The sequence below is a fragment of the Kribbella qitaiheensis genome, from assembly GCF_042657745.1.
Taxonomy (GTDB): domain Bacteria; phylum Actinomycetota; class Actinomycetes; order Propionibacteriales; family Kribbellaceae; genus Kribbella; species Kribbella qitaiheensis.
In genome coordinates this window covers 66,635-83,998 of the sequence record NZ_JBHSKE010000025.1, presented here as the reverse complement: position 1 = coordinate 83,998, position 17,364 = coordinate 66,635, and the positions used below count along the sequence as shown (strand labels likewise).

At 69.2% G+C, this 17,364-nt stretch carries 15 protein-coding genes; 5 read left to right on the top strand and 10 right to left on the bottom strand.

Annotated elements, in window-relative coordinates; translation table 11 throughout:
* Positions 1–151 precede the first annotated feature (151 nt).
* Positions 152–2,908, top strand: a complete 2,757-nt coding sequence (locus tag ACFPJ1_RS20375; RefSeq protein ID WP_380105999.1) for a helix-turn-helix transcriptional regulator — start codon at positions 152–154, stop codon at positions 2,906–2,908.
* A gap of 58 nt (positions 2,909–2,966) precedes the next feature.
* Complete coding sequence (locus ACFPJ1_RS20370) at positions 2,967–3,221, top strand: SCO4848 family membrane protein (protein WP_380105997.1); 255 nt, start codon at positions 2,967–2,969, stop codon at positions 3,219–3,221.
* Here ACFPJ1_RS20370 and ACFPJ1_RS20365 read toward each other — a convergent pair.
* A complete protein-coding gene (locus tag ACFPJ1_RS20365; protein WP_380105996.1) occupies positions 3,211–4,002 on the bottom strand; it encodes an AraC family transcriptional regulator in 792 nt (263 codons plus the stop codon). The two genes, ACFPJ1_RS20370 and ACFPJ1_RS20365, sit on opposite strands and share 11 nt — an antisense overlap.
* A gap of 63 nt (positions 4,003–4,065) precedes the next feature.
* Here ACFPJ1_RS20365 and ACFPJ1_RS20360 point away from each other — a divergent pair, with 63 nt between their 5' ends.
* Positions 4,066–4,899, top strand: coding sequence for a M55 family metallopeptidase (locus ACFPJ1_RS20360; RefSeq protein WP_380105995.1), 834 nt, complete (start codon positions 4,066–4,068; stop codon positions 4,897–4,899).
* A gap of 54 nt (positions 4,900–4,953) precedes the next feature.
* Here ACFPJ1_RS20360 and ACFPJ1_RS20355 read toward each other — a convergent pair whose 3' ends face one another.
* Positions 4,954–5,250: a hypothetical protein gene (locus tag ACFPJ1_RS20355; protein ID WP_380105994.1), complete on the bottom strand. Its 297-nt coding sequence runs from the start codon at positions 5,248–5,250 to the stop codon at positions 4,954–4,956.
* A gap of 77 nt (positions 5,251–5,327) precedes the next feature.
* On the opposite strand from ACFPJ1_RS20355, the gene ACFPJ1_RS20350 reads away from it, so the two are divergent.
* Entirely contained in the window at positions 5,328–5,762 is a 435-nt protein-coding gene (locus tag ACFPJ1_RS20350; RefSeq protein ID WP_380105992.1) for a DUF2000 family protein, read from the top strand.
* Between the two features lie 74 nt (positions 5,763–5,836).
* Here ACFPJ1_RS20350 and ACFPJ1_RS20345 read toward each other — a convergent pair whose 3' ends face one another.
* The 4 genes from ACFPJ1_RS20345 to sdhC are packed head-to-tail and all read right to left on the bottom strand — an operon-like array spanning position 5,837 to position 9,148.
* The gene (locus ACFPJ1_RS20345; protein WP_380105991.1) at positions 5,837–6,541 is read right to left on the bottom strand and encodes a succinate dehydrogenase iron-sulfur subunit; all 705 of its coding nucleotides are present in this window, start codon (positions 6,539–6,541) and stop codon (positions 5,837–5,839) included.
* On the bottom strand, positions 6,541–8,283 hold the full coding sequence (gene sdhA / locus ACFPJ1_RS20340) for a succinate dehydrogenase flavoprotein subunit (RefSeq protein ID WP_380105990.1): 1,743 nt from the start codon (positions 8,281–8,283) through the stop codon (positions 6,541–6,543). The genes ACFPJ1_RS20345 and sdhA overlap by 1 nt, the downstream gene beginning before the upstream one ends.
* A gap of 12 nt (positions 8,284–8,295) precedes the next feature.
* The gene (locus tag ACFPJ1_RS20335) at positions 8,296–8,757 is read right to left on the bottom strand and encodes a succinate dehydrogenase hydrophobic membrane anchor subunit (RefSeq protein ID WP_380105988.1); all 462 of its coding nucleotides are present in this window, start codon (positions 8,755–8,757) and stop codon (positions 8,296–8,298) included.
* A 1-nt stretch (position 8,758) separates the two neighbouring features.
* Positions 8,759–9,148, bottom strand: coding sequence for a succinate dehydrogenase, cytochrome b556 subunit (gene sdhC, locus ACFPJ1_RS20330; protein ID WP_465261079.1), 390 nt, complete (start codon positions 9,146–9,148; stop codon positions 8,759–8,761).
* Positions 9,149–9,432: 284 nt separating this feature from the next.
* Here sdhC and ACFPJ1_RS20325 point away from each other — a divergent pair, with 284 nt between their 5' ends.
* Complete coding sequence (locus ACFPJ1_RS20325; RefSeq protein ID WP_380105986.1) at positions 9,433–10,248, top strand: MBL fold metallo-hydrolase; 816 nt, start codon at positions 9,433–9,435, stop codon at positions 10,246–10,248.
* A gap of 46 nt (positions 10,249–10,294) precedes the next feature.
* Here the strand turns inward: ACFPJ1_RS20325 and ACFPJ1_RS20320 are convergent, their stop codons facing one another.
* The 4 genes from ACFPJ1_RS20320 to ACFPJ1_RS20305 all read right to left on the bottom strand — a co-directional run bounded on the left by ACFPJ1_RS20320 (position 10,295) and on the right by ACFPJ1_RS20305 (position 17,287).
* Positions 10,295–13,336, bottom strand: a complete 3,042-nt coding sequence (locus tag ACFPJ1_RS20320; protein ID WP_380105984.1) for a choice-of-anchor D domain-containing protein — start codon at positions 13,334–13,336, stop codon at positions 10,295–10,297.
* Between the two features lie 120 nt (positions 13,337–13,456).
* Entirely contained in the window at positions 13,457–14,560 is a 1,104-nt protein-coding gene (locus ACFPJ1_RS20315; protein WP_380106185.1) for a glycosyltransferase, read from the bottom strand.
* Positions 14,557–15,681: a glycosyltransferase family 4 protein gene (locus ACFPJ1_RS20310; protein WP_380105982.1), complete on the bottom strand. Its 1,125-nt coding sequence runs from the start codon at positions 15,679–15,681 to the stop codon at positions 14,557–14,559. The genes ACFPJ1_RS20315 and ACFPJ1_RS20310 overlap by 4 nt, the downstream gene beginning before the upstream one ends.
* A 232-nt stretch (positions 15,682–15,913) precedes the next feature.
* Positions 15,914–17,287 (bottom strand): hypothetical protein, encoded by a 1,374-nt coding sequence (locus ACFPJ1_RS20305; RefSeq protein ID WP_380105980.1) that lies wholly within the window; start codon positions 17,285–17,287, stop codon positions 15,914–15,916.
* Positions 17,288–17,364 lie beyond the last annotated feature (77 nt).

The following is a 17,364-nucleotide window of genomic DNA, read 5'->3' as shown; positions in this document are numbered from 1 at the left end:
CGGGCGACCTGGTACCGGCGGACGATGACCGGGGTGAACAGATGGGTAACGGGAGGATGGCGGACAGCTGTCGATATGTGACACTCGCCGTGTCCGGTGGCGTTCGGCTGTGATATCAGCGAGGGTAAACCTTCGGGGAGAATGTGGATCGATGACTGACGACGAGCTGGTCGGGCGCGCCGGACTGGTCGAGCGTGCCAAGAAGCAGCTCGAGACCAGTGGCAGCGTGCTGCTCTACGGCCCGACCGGGATCGGGAAGTCCGCCGCCGGCCGGGCGCTGGTCGCTGAACGCACCCGGGCCGGTTGCCGGGTCCTCAGCGCCGCGCCGTCGCAGAGCGAGGCCGGTCTGCCGTATGTCACGCTCCTCGATCTCCTGTCCAACCAGCTCGAGCTCGCCTGGCAGGTGCTGCCGGACCACCTCCGGCAGCCTCTCGAGGTCGCGCTGCTCAAGGCCAGCGCCCCCGACACCGTGCGGGACGAGCTGGCCGTCCGCCTCGCGGTGCTCCACGTACTGCGGCGCCTGGCGGCGTCCGGGCCGGTGCTGCTCGTCGTGGACGACATCCAGTGGGTCGACCCGTCCAGTCTGGAAGTCCTGACGTTCTGCGCGCGCCGGCTGACCGAAGGCGTCCACATGCTCGCCACGGAACAGGTGGCGGACGGGGACCTGCCGGTGATGGCCGAGGCGTGCCCTGAGCCCGTGCTGCAGCTGGAAGTCCCGCCGCTGGCCGAGCCCGACGTACTGGCTCTGCTGCGCAACCGGTTGTCCAGCCCGCTCCCGGTGCGCACTGCGCGGCGGATCTTCACCGCCAGCGCCGGGAACCCGTTCATGGCACTGGAGCTGGGCCGGGCCGTGCTGCGCCACCCGCAGGGAGTCTCGCCGAACGACCCGCTGCCGGTGTCGAGCCGGCTGAAGACGCTGCTCGGCGACCGGATGGCAGACCTCAGCCCAGCCGCGTACGAGTTGCTCCTGCACGCTGCGACGTCGCCGCGGCCGACCACCACCCAGCTCGCCCAATCCCTCGACCGTCCAGTCGACGCCGAACTCGCTGAGGCCGAGGGGCTCGGGCTGATCGACGTCTCCTCCGAGCGGCTGCGGTTCTCCCACCCGCTGCTCCGGGAGTTCGTGTACGCCGAGGCGACGTCCGCGGCTCGTCGGCAGGCTCACGCCCAGCTGGCCGCGGTGGTCGACGAGCCGGTCGAGAACGCGACGCACAGGGCTCTGGCGACCCAGGAGGCGGACGCAGACCTCGCCACCGCCATCGAGGAGGCGGCGGTGGTCGCGGGCGGCCGTGGCGCGCTCGGCGCCGCGGCGACGCTCTGGCGGCTCGCGGCTGAGCGCACCCCGACCGAGGACCGGGACGACCAGGCCCGCAGGTTGAGCAGCGCCGCAGACGCAGCCGCCGCGGCCGGGCACCTCGTCGAGTCCGCCGAGATGGCGCGCCTCGCAGTACAGGCCGCTACTCGTCCGGACACCAAGGTGTCCGCGTTGCTGCTCCTGGTGGACGCAGCCTGGCCCGAGCGGGAGCACCGGATCGAATTGCTCGCCGAAGCCTTCGAAGCGGCGGTCGGCGACGACCGGCTGGAGGCGCGGGTCCGGATCATGCGCAGCCACAGCGCGTACTTCGACCGCAGCCTCGACGCAGCTCAGGAGGACGCCCGGGTGGCCGAGGGGCTGGCCCGCAAGTGCGGAGACACCGAGGCCATCGTGGACGCGTTGAGCGCGGCCAGTTCGGTCCAGATCGCCCGTGGCGGCGAGCAGACCTCGGACGCCCTGTTGGAGCAGGCGGCCGAGCTCGCGGGCGGGCTGCCGCTCACCAAGACGGTTGTCAACGCGCGGCAGATGGCGGCGATGCGCGAGCTGTTCCGCGGCCGGACCGACGAGGCGATCGCCGCGATCAGCTCGCTGGTCGAGGAGGTCCGGGCCGGTGGCGCGATCCGCTGGCTGGCGTCCGTGCTGATCTCCGCGACCGCGATCTACGAGCGCAGCGGCCACGGAGCGGAGGCCCTGGCCGCGGGCCACGAGTGCTACCAGCTGATGCAGGACCTGGGCGACGAGCCCGAGGTCGGCATGGTGATCGCCAGCCGTGCGGAGTGGGCCGGCGGGTCGGCGACGTTGGCGCGCGAGCTGGCCGAGGCAGCGCTGGAAGGCGTCAAGCTGATCGGCAACGACGAGTGGACCGGCCCGGCGCTGGCCGCGGTCGGCCTGGTCGGAGTGCTGACAGGTGACCCGCAGCGAGCCGTCGAGGCGTTCGACGCGATCGCCGAGTCGGTCGAGGCCGCGATGCCGTACGACCCGGCCGTGATCCCCTGGCACGCCGACTACGCGGAGGCGCTGGTCGCCGCTGGGCGGCTGGACGACGCCGCGGCGCTGATCGCGGAGATCCGCGAGCGTGCGGAGACCCTCGATCGCGGTGTGATCCGGGTCGGCCTGGCTCGCTCCGAGGCGCTGCTGATCGCCAAGCAGGGCGATCCGGCCGCCGCGCTGGAGCTCCTGGAGAAGACCATCAGCAGCGCGGGCGTCCGGGTCTACCCACTCGACCTCGCGCGCTGCGAGCTGACCCGGGGCCGGGTGGCGCGGCAGGCCCGTCGCAGGTCGGTGGCGCGGACCGCGTTCCTGGACGCGATCGAGCAGTTCGAGGCGTTCGGAGCACCCGCCTGGCGCGAGGTGGCCGAGACCGAGCTCGCGCGACTCGACGTACCGAGCCGGAGCCGGCAGCCGTCCGAGCTGACCGACAACGAGCTGCAGATCGTCGCGATGGTCCGCGACGGCTCGACCAACCGCGAGATCGCCGCCGCGCTGTACCTGAGCGTCAAGGCGGTCGAGTCGCAGCTCACCCGGCTGTACCGCCGCTTCGGCGTGGCCAACCGGACCCAGCTGCTCCGCACCGTCGACCGCGGCGGGTCTTGACACTGACCAGTCCTGGGGCGCGGCCGCCCCGCTACGCCGTCCGGGGGACAATGGCGTGGTGAAGCTCGAGCGAAAGCATGCCCTGGTCCTGATCGGGATCGCCGTCTGGAACGTCGTCACCTACGTGACCTTCATCAAGAACCTGGCCGGTACGTCGGGCCGCCCCACCGGGTACTACGTCGCGCACACGGTGCTGATCGTGGTGAACCTGCTGATCGCCGCCCTGCTCGGCACTTGGGGAGTCCGCGCCTACAAGGCGGCGCAGGCCGAGCGGTCCGGCCAAGGTGATCGATCTGTTGAGGTCAAGGCCTGACGAAGCGGCTCGGGCTGACCCCGAGCATCTTGCGGAAGTGCCGGTTCAGGTGCGACTGGTCGTAGAAACCGGCCAGGCCCGCGACCTCCGCCGGTGGCCGCCCGGCCAGCAGGTACCGCCTGGCCAGGTCGACCCGCCGGCCGGTCAGGTAGCGGTGCGGCGGCATCCCGTACTCCCGGCTGAACGCGCGGACCAGATGCGCCGGGTGCGCGTGCACGAGCTTCGACGCCTCGTCGAGGGTGATCCCGGTCGGCAGATGCCCGTCGAGCACCTCGCGCAGTTTGGCGGCCACGCCCGCGTCCCGGCGTACAGGCGGATCGGTGACCTGGCGGCGCAGGTGCTGGCTGAGGCGCTCCTCGATCAGCGTCAGGCGACTCTGCGCCTCGAAGTCCTCCCGCCCGTCGACGAGTACGCCGTGCAACTGGTGAATGCGGTGGCGGAGCACCGGATCCACGTACTCGGGCTGATCCACCGCGGCGCCGATCAGGCCGTCGCCGAGCCGGTCGGGCTCCAGGTAGAGGACTCGCTTGCGGAATCCCTCGGGACGGACCGAACGGCCGTCGTGCGGCACGTTCGGCGGTAGCAGGGACACCTGCGCCTGGGACAGGCCGTGCTCGCGGTGATCCAGGTCGTACTGCACGGCGCCCTCGTCCACGATCAGCACGGTCCACGCGTCGTGGGTGTGGCTCGGGTAGGCGTGGGACGGGAAGTACGCGTGCAGGACCTCGACGACTCCGCTGAGTGCGGGCCGCCAGGCGCTGAGCTGCGCGGTGCCGTCCACCTGATCGACGGTACCCGGCCTCCGACAGAATGAGGGTCCGGGTCACGGACGGAAGGTGGAGTGTTGAAGGTCTACATCAGCGCGGACATGGAAGGCATCACCGGACTGGTCGACGCGGAGGACGTCCAACCAGGGGGCCGCGACTACGAGCGCGGCCGGGTGATGATGACCGAGGACGTGAACGCGGCGATCCGGGGCGCCTACGCGGCCGGTGCGGAGTCGGTGCTGGTGAACGACGCGCACGGCCCGATGCGGAACATCCTGCCCGACCTGCTCGACCACCGGGCCCTGCTGATCAAGGGCCGTCCGAAGCCCATGGGCATGATCGAGGGCCTCACCCGCGAGTACGACGCCGCCCTCTGCGTCGGATTCCACGCGCGCGCCGGCGTGCTCGGGGTGCTCAGCCACAGCTTCATGGGCCACGAGATCGAGGACATCTGGCTGGACGACCGCCTGACCGGCGAGATCGGCCTCTTCCAGTCGACCGCCACCGCGCTGGGTGTCCCGGTCGCCCTGCTCACCGGCGACGACGCCGCCTGCGACGAGGCGGTCGCCTGGGACCCCTTCATCGCCACGGTTCCGGTCAAGCACGCGAAGGACCGCTTCGCTGCCCAACTGGTCCCCGGCTTCGAGGCCCGCGCCGCCATCGAATCCACCACCGAAGACGCCCTGGCCGCCATCGCGCCACTCGCTGCCGCCGACGCGGGCGAGGACCACCACCTCGCCGTCCGCTGGCAGTCCGCCTCGGTCCCCGCCCACCTGATCGCCATCCCCGGCGTCACCAAACGCGACGACCGCACGGTGGAGCTCACCGGCCCGATGCCGACGCTCTACCGCCTCTTCAACCTCTACCTCCGCGTAGCGACCGCCGTCACCACCAACCCGCCGTACTGCTGAACTTGCGTCAACGCCTCAAGCCGACGGCAGTGTCTGTCTGGCCATGCCGGGCTTTCAGCGGGTGCGGATCAGGTGCAGGGCGGCGGGGAGTTCGAGGCCCAGGTTCAGGCGATTCCAGGCGCGGGGAAAAGCGTCGCGGGGGTTGGTGGTCGGCGTGCGGAGGGCGAAGGCGAGGGCGGTGATGATCGCCTGGCCGATGGCGAACAGGACGATGCCGATGGTCAGCTGGGTGCCTTCGGCTCCGGTGGCCTGGCTGTAGATGATCACCAGCACCCCGACGAGCCAGCTCAGGAAAGCCAGTACGTAGGCCGCGGCCAGGAGGCGGGGCTTCGGCAGTTTCGTCCAGTCCATGGGCGACAGTATGGGGCCTGGCGGGTGGTTTAGAACGTACAAGACCCGGGGCTGGGTTCGGGGGCAGATTTGGGGTTGTGGATAACGAGATTGACGGGCCTGTTCGCTTCGACACGAAGATCGCGGTGTTGCTCAGGGACGACCTGGCGAGTTGGCAGCGGCTGAATGTGACGGCGTTCCTGGTGAGTGGGATCGCGGGGACGCGGCCGGAGGTGGTCGGGGAGCCGTACGAGGATGCCGACGGGACGCGGTACCTGCCGATGTTCCGGCAGCCGGTGCTGGTGTTCGAGGGGTCGAAGGAGTTCATGGCGGTCGCCCACCAGCGGGCGCTGGGCCGGGGACTCGAACACTCCGTCTTCACCCACGATCTGTTTGCCACCGGCAACGACCGCGACAACCGCGCCGCCGTGCGAGCCGTCGCCCGCGACGAGCTCGACGTCGTCGGCATCGCCCTCTACGGCCCGAAAAACGCCGTAGACAAAACCCTCAAGGGCGCCCGCATGCACCCCTGACCGCATCCCAAATCGCAACGTCCGAAGAACGGAGGGTCAGAGCCCTCGGTTCTTCGGACGCAAAGCGGGTTGGATCAGACGCGGCGGAAGATCAGGGCGCGCTTGACCTCCTGGATGGCCTTGGTGACCTCGATGCCGCGGGGGCAGGCCTCGGTGCAGTTGAAGGTGGTCCGGCAGCGCCAGACACCCTCCTTGTCGTTCAGGATCTCCAGCCGCTGCTCGGTGCCCTCGTCGCGGCTGTCGAAGATGAACCGGTGCGCGCCGACGATCGCCTGCGGGCCGAAGTACTGGCCGTCGGACCAGAAGACCGGGCAGGACGTCGTACAGGCGGCGCACAGGATGCACTTGGTGGTGTCGTCGAAGCGCTCGCGGTCGGCCTGGGACTGGATCCGCTCCCGGCTCGGCTCGTGGCCGTCGGTGACCAGGAACGGCATGATCGCGCGGTAGGCGTCGAAGAACGGTTCCATGTCGACGACCAGGTCCTTGAGCACCGGCAGGCCCTTGATCGGCTCGACGGTGATCTCTTTCTCCGGGCTCAGGTCCTTGATCAGCGTCTTGCAGGCCAGCCGGTTGCGGCCGTTGATCCGCATCGCGTCCGAGCCGCAGACCCCGTGCGCGCAGGAGCGCCGGAAGGTCAGGGTGCCGTCCTGCTCCCACTTGATCTTGTGCAGCGCGTCGAGGACCCGGTCGGTCGGCTGCAGGGTGACCGAGTAGGTCTTCCACTCGGCCTCGTCGGCGACCTCGGGGTTGTACCGAAGGATCTTGACCTTGACGTCCATCAGTACTTCCGCTCCATCGGCTTGTAGCGAGTCTGCACGACCGGCTTGTAGTCGAGCCGGATATTCACGTTGCCCTCAGCATCGATCGACCGGTAGGCCATCGTGTGCCGCATGAAGTTCACGTCGTCGCGCTTGTCGTAGTCCTCGCGGAAGTGACCGCCGCGGGACTCCTTGCGGGCCAGCGCGGAGACGACCAGTACTTCGGCCAGGTCGATCAGGAAGCCCAGCTCGACCGCCTCGAGCAGGTCGGTGTTGAACCGCTTGCCCTTGTCCTGCACGGCCACGTTCTCGAAGCGCAGCTTGAGCGCCTCGATGTCGGTCAGCGCCTGCTTCAGCGAGCCCTCGGTCCGGTACACCTGCGCGTTCAGGTCCATCGTGGCCTGCAGGTCGGCGCGGATCGCGGCCACCCGCTCGTCGCCGGTCGCGTTGCGCATCCCCTCGATCAGGTCGACCACGAAGGTCTCCGGCTGCTCGGGCAGCTCCTCGAAGGAGGCGGTCCCGGCGTACTCCGCGGCGGCGATCCCGGCGCGGCGGCCGAACACGTTGATGTCGAGCAGCGAGTTCGTGCCCAGCCGGTTCGCGCCGTGCACGGAGACGCAGGCGACCTCGCCCGCGGCGTACAGGCCGGGGATGACGTCCTCGTTGTTCGCCAGCGCCTCGCCCTTGATGTTGGTCGGGATGCCGCCCATCGCGTAGTGCGCGGTCGGGAACACCGGGATCTGCTCGGTGTACGGCTCCACGCCCAGGTAGGTGCGGGCGAACTCGGTGATGTCCGGGAGCTTCGCGTCGATGTGCGCCGGCTCCAGGTGGGTCAGGTCGAGCATCACGTACGCGCCGTCCGGGCCGCAGCCACGGCCTTCGCGTACTTCGTTCGCCATCGCCCGGGCCACCATGTCGCGCGGTGCGAGGTCCTTCACGGTCGGCGCGTACCGCTCCATGAAGCGCTCGTTGTCCTTGTTGCGCAGGATTCCGCCCTCACCGCGGGCGGCCTCCGAGAGCAGTACGCCGAGCCCGGCCAGGCCGGTCGGGTGGAACTGGAAGAACTCCATGTCCTCCAGCGGCAGGCCCTTGCGCCAGACGATGCCCATCCCGTCACCGGTCAGGGTGTGCGCGTTCGAGGTGGTCCGGAAGACCTTGCCGAAGCCGCCGGACGCGAACACGATCGACTTCGCCGAGAAGATGTGCAGCTCGCCAGTGGCCAGTTCGTAGGCGACCACGCCGGTCGCGCGACCGCCGACCATCAGCAGGTCAAGCACGTAGAACTCGTTGAAGAACTCGACGTTCTGCTTGATGCACTGCTGGTAGAGCGTCTGCAGGATCATGTGGCCGGTGCGGTCCGCCGCGAAGCAGGAGCGCCGTACGACGGCCTCACCGTGGTTGCGGGTGTGACCGCCGAAGAACCGCTGGTCGATCTTGCCCTCGGCCGTCCGGTTGAACGGCAGGCCCATCTTCTCCAGGTCGAGCACCGCGTCGACGGCCTCGCGGCACATCACCTCGGCCGCGTCCTGGTCGACCAGGAAGTCGCCACCCTTGACCGTGTCGAAGGTGTGCCACTCCCAGTTGTCCTCCTCGACGTTGGCCAGCGCGGCGCACATGCCGCCCTGGGCCGCGCCGGTGTGGGACCGGGTCGGGTAGAGCTTGGTGAGCACCGCGGTCCGGGTCCGCTTGCTGGACTCCAGGGCGGCGCGCATCCCCGCGCCACCCGCGCCGACGATCACGACGTCGTACTGATGCCGCTGCATCTGAAACTGTCCTTACTTGCAGACCGACAGCGTGGAGCTGGGGTCGAGGCAGGGGTCGAAGGTGAAGATGACCAGAGTGCCGAGTACGACGATCACGAGCGAGGCGGTGATCAACAGGCTCTTCAGCCAGAACCTGGTCTGGTCCTTCTCGGCGTAGTCGTTGATGATCGTGCGCAGGCCGTTGGTGCCGTGCAGCATGGCCAGCCACAGCATCAGCAGGTCCCAGACCTGCCAGAGCGGGTTGGCCCACTTGCCGGCCACGAAGCCGAAGTCGAGCGCGGTGATGCCGCCGCCGAGCATCAGGTTCACGAACAGGTGGCCGAGCACCAGCACCACCAGGGCGAGCCCGGACAGCCGCATGAACAGCCAGCTGTAGAGCTCGAAGTTGGTCTGGCCGGATCGGTTCCGGCCACCGCCCTTGAGCGAGCGGGACCGGCTGGACGAGCGCGGCTGGGCGATCTCGGGGGTCGTCATCTCAGCCTCCGAACACGTGGGTCAGGTGCCGGATCACGAACGGCACGAACAGGACCACCCAGATGACGCCGACGCCGATCATCAGCTTGCGCTGGTTGCGCGGGCCCTTGGCCCAGAAGTCCACCAGGATCAGCCGGATGCCGTTGAAGGCGTGGAACAGGATCGCCCCGACCAGCCCGACCTCCATCAGTCCGACGATCGGGTTCTTGTACGTGCCGATGACCTCGTTGTAGGCCTCCGGCGAGACCCGCACCAGCGCGGTGTCCAGCACGTGCACCAGGAGGAAGAAGAAGATCCCGACGCCGGTGATCCGGTGCGCCACCCATGACCACATGCCCTCGTGGCCGCGGTAGAGGGTCCCTGGGGAAAGTTTCAGCGGCTTGCTGGGCAAACCGATCCTCCGATCGGACGACGAACCTCAGCCGGTGCGCGCGGCGACTCCGGGGCGTCAGGTCAGCAAAGGGGCCGCGATCGGCTCGGCCCGGAAGGGGAACCAGGCCGTTCTTGATGCTATCGCCGCTCCGCGCCCGTTCTGGACCGCTCACGTGTGACATCGCTCTCGACGAGGGTCGCGGGCCTCGAAGTGGCCTGCCGGCGCGGTGCTCGATTGGACCATGGCGAACGCCCCTCTCGCGGCCTAGCGTGAGGCAGGACACGATTGGGGAGGCGATGACAGTGAGTTTCTGGATCTGCGAGACCTGCGCGGTCGAGCACTCGGAACAGGTCGAGGTTTGTGCCATCTGCGCCGACGAGCGGCAGTGGGTGCCCGCCGACGGCCAGCACTGGACCACGCTGGAGGAGCTGTCCGCCGCGGGGTACAAGGTGAAGCTCAAGGAGGTCGAGGCCAGTCTGCACGGGCTGACCTCCGAGCCGGGCGCGGGGATCGGGCAGCAGTCGATGCTCGTCAGCACGGCCGAGGGAAACCTGCTCTGGGACCCGATCGGCTACCTGGACGACGACGCGGTCGCCCGGGTCCGCGAGCTGGGCGAGGTGGCCGCGATCATCGCGAGCCACCCGCACATGTACGGCGTCCAGGTCGAGTGGAGCCACCGGCTGGGTGACGTCCCGGTCTACATCTCCGAGGCGGACAAGGAGTGGGTGGCTCGGCAGGACCCGGTGATCCGGACCTGGTCGGGAACGCTCGACCTGCTGCCCGGCATCACCCTGATCCAGCCCGGCGGGCACTTCCCGGGCAGCGCGGTGGTGCACTGGGCGGAGGGGGCCGAGGGCAAGGGAGTGATCCTGGCCGGCGACACCATCTTCGCGAACCCGGACCGCACCTCGGTGAGCTTCATGCGCAGCTACCCGAACCGGATCCCGCTGTCCGGCGCGGTCGTCGACCGGGTGGCCAAGTCACTGGACGTGTTCTCCTACGACCGCCTCTACGGCAACTTCGGCGCCTCGATCCCGACCGACGCGCGCGCCGTCGTACGCCGCTCGGCCGACCGCCACGCGGCGTGGGCCCGCGGCGACTACGACCATCTGACCTGAGCGCTGTCCGGACGCCCCGCTGTCCGACGGGGCGTCCGGCCGCAGGTCAGGTGCGGCCTACCGCGAGGCCGTCGATCTGAACGAGCTTGCCCGTGGACCGGGTGCTGAAGGTCAGGGTGCCGCTGAACAGCGTGCTCTGCACCGGTAGCCCGATCAGCACCTGCCGCTGGGTGGTGCTTGCAGCGAGATTGACCGTCGTCAGGTACTTGCTGCCGGCATAGACCGCGACCGAACCACAGGTCGAACAGCGGGTCGCAACCAGGAAGAACCGCTTCCCTTGCACCGTCCGGGTCAGCGCCTTCCCGTACGCCGTCGTCTGCGTGGCAGTCCCGTAGTAGAACACCGACCACGACGCCCGCGTCCACCCGGTCGTGGCCGTGGTCATCGACCGGTCGTCCAACGGCCGCGAGAAGCACCGGTCCGTACTCCACTGGCCGATGTTGCCGAACTTGTCCTTCGCGCGAACGGAGGCGCAGTACTCGTAGCCGGCCGCGATCGAGAGGTTCATCGACGTCGCGGTGGTGTTCGTCCACGGCTGCACGTAGGCGCTGTAAGGACCGGCGAACGACGCCCTGCGGTACCGGACGTCGTACGCCGCGACTCCGTTGGCGTCCGTGGCGCTCACCTTCAGCGTCGCCGTCGCGGCCGTCGACCCCTGGTACGTCGGCGCCACCATCCGAGCCACCGGCGCGGTGTCGTCCGCGGTGAGCAGCCGGAACGCCTTGGTCACCCGGCCGTCGGGCTCCGTGGCGGTGATGGTCACCGTGTTCTCTCCCGAACGCAGGCCCGTTGCGGTGTACGGCGAAGTGCACGCGGTCTGCGTAGTTCCTCCGGCGGAGCAGGTGAACGTCGTACCCGGCAGCAGAGCCGAGGCGTCGAAGGCGATGGAGGCCCGAGGGCCCACGACGGCCGGTGTCGGCGCGATCGTCGGCCCGAGCCGCTGCCAGGCCATGTCCAGCCGCTGGCCTGGAACGTCGCTGTTCGCCAGCTTGATCGGATTCCAGTCCACCCTGTCGGTGTAGATGGTGAACATCTGATCGTTGCCACTCAGTGCCAGCAGACTGCCGCCCTCCGGATTCCAGCTGATCGAGCGGACCGTCGACTCCAGTGGCGGACTGGACGACACCTTGTCCGATGTGAAGTCGACGAGCTTGACGTTGCGCTCGGAGCCGAACGCGACCAGTCGGCCGTCAGGTGAGACGCGGACCGGCATGCCGTCCGCGGCTGCCGTCGCGGCCGGCAAGGTCGCCACCGTGGCGCCGCCCGGTTTCGCCTGGATGCGGGTGAAGCGGTCGTCGCCCTGGAGCCGGCGGTCGACGACGACCAGGGTCTGCGCGTCCGGCATCCAGCTCGGGCTGGTCAGGTCGCAGGCGACCTTCTCCGCCGTACCACCGGCAGCGGCGATGACGTAGACACAGGGCGTGCCGTTCTCAGGTGACTGGAAGGCGATCCGCGTGCCGTCCGGGGACCAGGACAGGTGGGTGATCGGCGATCCGGTCGGCGACGTCCACAGCTTCACCGGTACGCCGACCTCGCTCGGTTGCACGCGCTGAGTCCACAGGATCTTGTCGAAGTTGCTCGTCACGTACGCGAGCGAACGGCCGTCCGGCGCGCTGGTGACAGCTTCCTTCGGCTGGATGGAGCCGCGGGGGTCTACGAAAGGCACGACGTAGCCGGCCAACACGGCCGCCAGCAGTTCAGCCGGCTTGCCGTCGGTCAGAGCGATCTGGGCTGCCGGGCGAGTCGCCTTCACCCGGGGCCCGGTCGGGCCTTCCCCGATCTCGTTGACGACCGAGAGCGCGTACTCCGTCCCCGGCTTCGGCGAGGGATCGGCAACCGAGACCCATTCCTGTCCGTCCGGGGCCGGGTCGACCCACTGCGTCTTCTCCTGACCGTCCAGGTAGCGGTGCACGAAGTAGCCGCGCACCGGCGTACCGCCCGCGGACTTCCAGGTCTGCCACACCAAGGTGAGACCCCGGTAGGTGGACATGACGTTGAAGACCTGCGGGGCCTTGGGCAGCGAGGTGCCCGTGCCGACCATCTCGACTGTGTGCTGGTGGAGGGCCGTGGAGTCGCCGATCACCAGTCTGGCCCAGTAGTCGTCCCGTCCCTCCCGTGGCTCGAACGTCACCGTCGCGGTGCAGGAGTCGCCGGCGGGCAATCGCAGGTCGCAAGCGCGGGACAACGTCCAGTCCGGCGATGCTGAACCGCTGAACGCCATGTTGCCGAACTGCACGGGCTCGGTGCCGGTGTTCTTCAAGGTCACCGCGAAGGCCTTGGAGCTTCCGACCATGACCCGGCCGGCGTCCAGCTTGGTCGGTGTCACGGAGAGGGCTTGATAACCGATCGCGCTCTGGTAGCGGATCTCGACCATCGCGGTGATGGCGGAGCCCGCGCACGACCAGGCGCCCAGGGACGCCGCGAGCGTCTCGAGTTGCAGGTCCGGCGTGTAGCTGACCGCTGTGACCCGGAGTACGCCGTCCGTGGTGCACGTCCGGTCGCCTTGGGTCAGCGCGACCGCAGTCTGGGGCAGGTTGTAGATGCCCGGGCCGGCGACGAAGGCCGGCAGCTTGACCTTGAGCGAGCCGGCGGAAAGGGTCCGGGACCCGTCAGCCGGTGCCGAAGCCGTGACTGGGCCCGCGGTTTCGTCCTGGAGCCAGGTGAACCCGGCGCCGCGATTCGCGTCGAGTGCCAGTACGTCGATGTCGCCGATGGCCGGAGCTTCGGCGACGCGAGTGGCGGTGACCGCCTGACTGGTGGCGGGGTCGGCGTCGGAGGTTGCGACGACGCGGTACTCGGCGGTGGCTCCAGCGGCGATGGACTCGTCGATCCAGGTGGTTGTCGAGGCGGTGAGAGTACCGCTCACATCCTGCCAGTCGGCGGTCTCCTTGCGCTCGACGCGATAGCCGGTGGCATCGATCTCGTCCCAGACGATGCCGATGCCCTGGCGGGTCGGGAACACCTGGGCAACCGGTGTGGCCACGGCCTCGTCGCCGAAGGCCGCGTGGGCGATGAACGGCACGGTGATGGCTGCGAGAGCCGCGGCCAGGGCATAGCGGAGCACGAAAGACCTACGGGCGCGGCGCATTGAATCTCCAGGGCAGGGGAGTCCGGCGCACACCCCGACGCACCGGCGAGAGAAGGGAAGAGATATCGCGGAACACGAGCTCACCGCAAGTCCGTTGCAGCTTTGTGCAACGAAGGGGGTCTACGCAGCGAGGCGAGCCTGGGCCAGACGGGTGTGCAGTTTGAGCATGTGCTGCACGCAGGAGTCCCAGTCGTAGAGCTCAGCTCTTTGTCGGGCTGCGGCTCTACGACCCGGCACGGTCGCCAGTTCCAGTACTGCGTCCGCCAGCGCCGCGGGGGTCGGGCGTCCCCAGCGCCCGCAGGTCGCGTCCACGAGTTCGCGAGCACCACCCGTGTCGGCCGTGACCACCGGCGTCCCTGCCGCCAGCGCCTCCAGCACCGCGAGGCCGAACGTCTCGCCCGGGCAGACCGACAAGGCGATGTCCGCCTCGGCCAGGTGACGAGCCAGGGTGACTCGACCATCGACGTACCCGTGGAAGACGACGGGGGCCCGGCCGGCGATCGCGATGAGTTCGTCGAGGTGCGGTCCCGAGCCGTAGACGTCCATCCGGAGTGGGACGCCGCGGCGGTGGAGCTCGGCGGCAGTCGCGACGGCCAGGTGCGGGCTCTTCTCGCGGGACAGCCTGCCCGCGTGGACGAGCTTGAGGATGCCGTCGTCGGCCGGTGTCGCCCGGGACGGGTGGAACGTGTCCAGGTCGACGCCCAGCGGGATCCGGACCAGCGGTGTCGTGACCTCGTCGAACTCGGCCGCCGCATAGCGGGAGGTGACCACCACAGCGTCGTACGTGCGGCTCAGCAGGCGGTAGAGGACTCCGACCCCGGCCGCGACCCCCAGCTGACGGCCGGTGCGGAGGGACAGCATGGCGTCGAGTCGCTCGTGGCTGAAGAGGACCGAGCCGATCTCGTTCTTCCGCGCCCACCTTGCCACTGGCAACAAAGTGGACTTGTCCGAGATCTCCACCGTGGTGGGGCGGAAACGTTCCAGCGCATCGATCACCCGCCACGGATCCGTGATCAGGCGGTAACCGCCGCCGACCTTGGGGGCCTTCATCCGGACCACCGTGCCGGCCTCGGTCTCGGTGACGCTGTCGCGTTCGCCGGGAGTGATGAGGATCCGCTCCGCACCGGCCTCGCAGTACCCCTGGCCGAGGTGTTCGATCGCGGTCCGCATCCCGCCGGAGGTCGGGCCGACGAAGTTCGCCAACTGCGCGATCCGGAGCATCAGGCGGCCTGTCGGAGGGCCGCGACCTCGAGCAGGACCTCGGCGTAGTGCCGGTCGACCAGGTCATCGACCACCGCCGGCCAGGTCCTCGTCTGCACCCTGCGCTGCCCTGCCTTCGCGATCGTCTGGCGTTCGGCCGGGTTGTCCAGCAGCCGTTCGACCGCCTGACGTAGCGAGCCCGGTTGGCCCGGTTCGAAGAGCAGGCCGGTGTCGCCGGGGCGGATCAGGTCGAGCGGTCCACCGGCCGCCGGTCCCACCGTGGCGACGCCGGAGGCCTGGGCCTCCTGGATGGTCTGGCAGAACGTCTCATGCTCGCCAGTGTGCACGAACACGTCCAGCCCGGCGAAGATCGACGCCAGGTCCGCTCCCCGGCGCATCCCCAGGAAGGTGGCCTTCGGCAACGAGTTCTCCAGGGACGCGCGGTCCGGGCCGTCGCCGACTACCACCACGTGGCAGTCGAGCTCGCTCAGCTCGGCGAGCCGCCGTACCTTCTTCTCCGCCGCGAGCCGGCCGGCGTACCCGACGATCGGCTTGCCGTCGGGGGAGATCTCGCGGCGCCACTGCTCGTCGCGGTTGGCCGGATCGAAGAGGTCGAGGTTCACGCCCCGGCCCCAGTGGTGCACGCGTGGGACGCCCGCCTGGATCAACTGGGCCATCGACGCCGACGAGGGTGCGAGCGTCCGATCCGCCCGCGAGTGGACCCGGCGTACCCAACGCTGTACGCCACGGTCCGCCTTGGCGAACCAGGGGTACTGCCGGGCGAAGCCGGCCAGGTCCGTCTGGAACACGGCGACCGTGGGCAGCCCGAGCCGTCGCGCGCTGCGCAGGCCGTAGGCGCCGAGGATGAAGGGAGACGCCAGGTGAACGAGGTCCGGCTTGAAGTCGGCCATCGCCCGTTCGATCGCGGGGTCGGGTAGGCCGACCGGGAACTCTTTGTAGCCGGGGATCCCGAAGCTGCGGGCCCGGAGCACCCGGACGCCGTGGTAGCTGTCGGGACCGGGGCCGGCGGCAATGATCAGCAGCTGGTGCCCGCGGGCCAGCAGCCGGTCGGCGACGTGGCGAACCGTGTTCGCGACGCCATTGATCTGCGGCAGGAAGGACTCGGCGACCATCACTATGCGCACACTCCGGAGGTTCCCCACCCCGCATGAACCCTCGGCGACTGTCTCGTGACACGTCGTCGATGCCCGGTAGACGCGTCTGCGGCCGTTTGATGACCAGGGAGTGACCAGTAACCACCCACCGGCAAACCACCCCTGAACGCCAGGCTTCGTGCCGACTCTAGATCGGGCTGATGAGTTGGACGGCGGGGAAGTAGCCGCGGTAGCCGGAGGCCGACCTGCAGGTGAGTTCGCGTCATCGGGTGAGGCTGGTGGTGGGAGAGGCGGAGGGGTACCAGTTTTCGAAGTCTGTGTAGCGAGCGGTCAAGGTGGTGGTTCCTCGGGGGAGGGCGTAGGTGGTGGTGTAGGTGCCGGTCGCGGTGAGTTCGGGGTTGCCGATGAGGCGTTCGGTGGCGCCGTCGGTGCTCGCGTAGACGCGGAGGAACTGCTGGTTGGTGGAGCCGCCCGGGCGGGACATCGGTGAGGTCCAGGTGACCGTGACGTATGCGGTGCTCTTGTTCTTGCCGGAGCCGGTACGGGCGGTGATGTCGATGTCTGTGGTGGGGGCCTTCGGCGGGTGGGACGGGCCGAAGGAGTGGAGCAGCTGGGTGTTCTGGTAGACGTCGTCGTAGGTGACGGCCCAGGCGCGGGTGCCGGCGGAGTTCACCAGCAGGGTGCCCTGCCAGAGCACGTCGCCGCGGCGAAAGTCGACGGCGTACGTCGGGGTGGTGCTGCCCTTGGCGTAGAAGAGCACGTCAGCGTCGTTGGAGCCGGTGTTGGAGCGGGCGACGGCGACGGTGGAGCTGTCGCCGGACCATGCCGCATCACCCGGATAGACGCCGCTGGGGTAGACGGTGGCGTCGGACAGGTCGGGCAGCCGGTACGAGTGGTGCTCGTATGGGCTGCCAACCGTCTCGACGACCTCGGTGCCGTCGGGGCTGAGCGCGTAGTCGATCAGGTTGCTGCCGGTGTTGTCGCGCTTGCTGACGATCGTCGGGGTGGCACCGGAGACGTCGATGACGTACGTACTGACGGGTGAATAGCCGGTGTCACCGGCGACGATGAGGCCGCGGCCGCCGGGGCTGGCGTCGATCACCGGGTGGTAGTTCGGTCCACCTGTGTAGACGACGGGTGCCGTGTTCGGTGTTGACCAGACCAGCAGGCCGCCCGACCCGATGCCGCAGTCGACGTACGCCCCGACGATCTTGTCGCCGGCCGGTTCGGCGCTGTAGACGCAGGCACCGGCCGGAGCGTCGTACCTTGCCGACGGCACCAAAGTGTCGGCGTCCACCGCAGTGACATGGTCGAAGTCCTGCGTCACCAGCAGGGTGCCGAGGTCGTCGCTCAGCACGACGTCGGAGGCGCCGGTCACTGCCGGGACCTTGGTCTTCAGTACGCCGTCGAGGTCCGTGACCACCAGCGGCAGGTCGCTTCCCGCACCCTGCGCCAGGTAGAGCCGTCCACGATCCTCGTCGAGCTCGATCGCCCGGAAGTCCTGCACCGGCAGCTGGGTTCCGACGCTCTTCAGCAGCTCCGGCTCGTCCGCGGAGCTGGACCCGGCCAGCACCACCCCGGTCGAGACCATGGTGAGCAGGGCCAAGCCCCCAAGGGCGATTCCACGCAGGCGCATCAATACTCCGCTTTCAGGTGTCCCAGCCGAGTCCGGCCGTGAAGCTGCACAAGGTACGAAGGTCATTTCCCCGAAAC

Excerpts from the sequence above, each read along its gene's own strand:
- ACFPJ1_RS20375 (WP_380105999.1), top strand. The coding sequence starts at position 152 with ATGACTGACGACGAGCTGGTCGGGCGCGCCGGACTGGTCGAGCGTGCC.
- ACFPJ1_RS20355 (WP_380105994.1), bottom strand. The coding sequence starts at position 5,250 with ATGGACTGGACGAAACTGCCGAAGCCCCGCCTCCTGGCCGCGGCCTAC.
- ACFPJ1_RS20345 (WP_380105991.1), bottom strand. The coding sequence starts at position 6,541 with ATGGACGTCAAGGTCAAGATCCTTCGGTACAACCCCGAGGTCGCCGAC.
- sdhA (WP_380105990.1), bottom strand. The coding sequence starts at position 8,283 with ATGCAGCGGCATCAGTACGACGTCGTGATCGTCGGCGCGGGTGGCGCG.
- ACFPJ1_RS20335 (WP_380105988.1), bottom strand. The coding sequence starts at position 8,757 with ATGACGACCCCCGAGATCGCCCAGCCGCGCTCGTCCAGCCGGTCCCGC.
- ACFPJ1_RS20320 (WP_380105984.1), bottom strand. The coding sequence starts at position 13,336 with ATGCGCCGCGCCCGTAGGTCTTTCGTGCTCCGCTATGCCCTGGCCGCG.
- ACFPJ1_RS20305 (WP_380105980.1), bottom strand. The coding sequence starts at position 17,287 with ATGCGCCTGCGTGGAATCGCCCTTGGGGGCTTGGCCCTGCTCACCATG.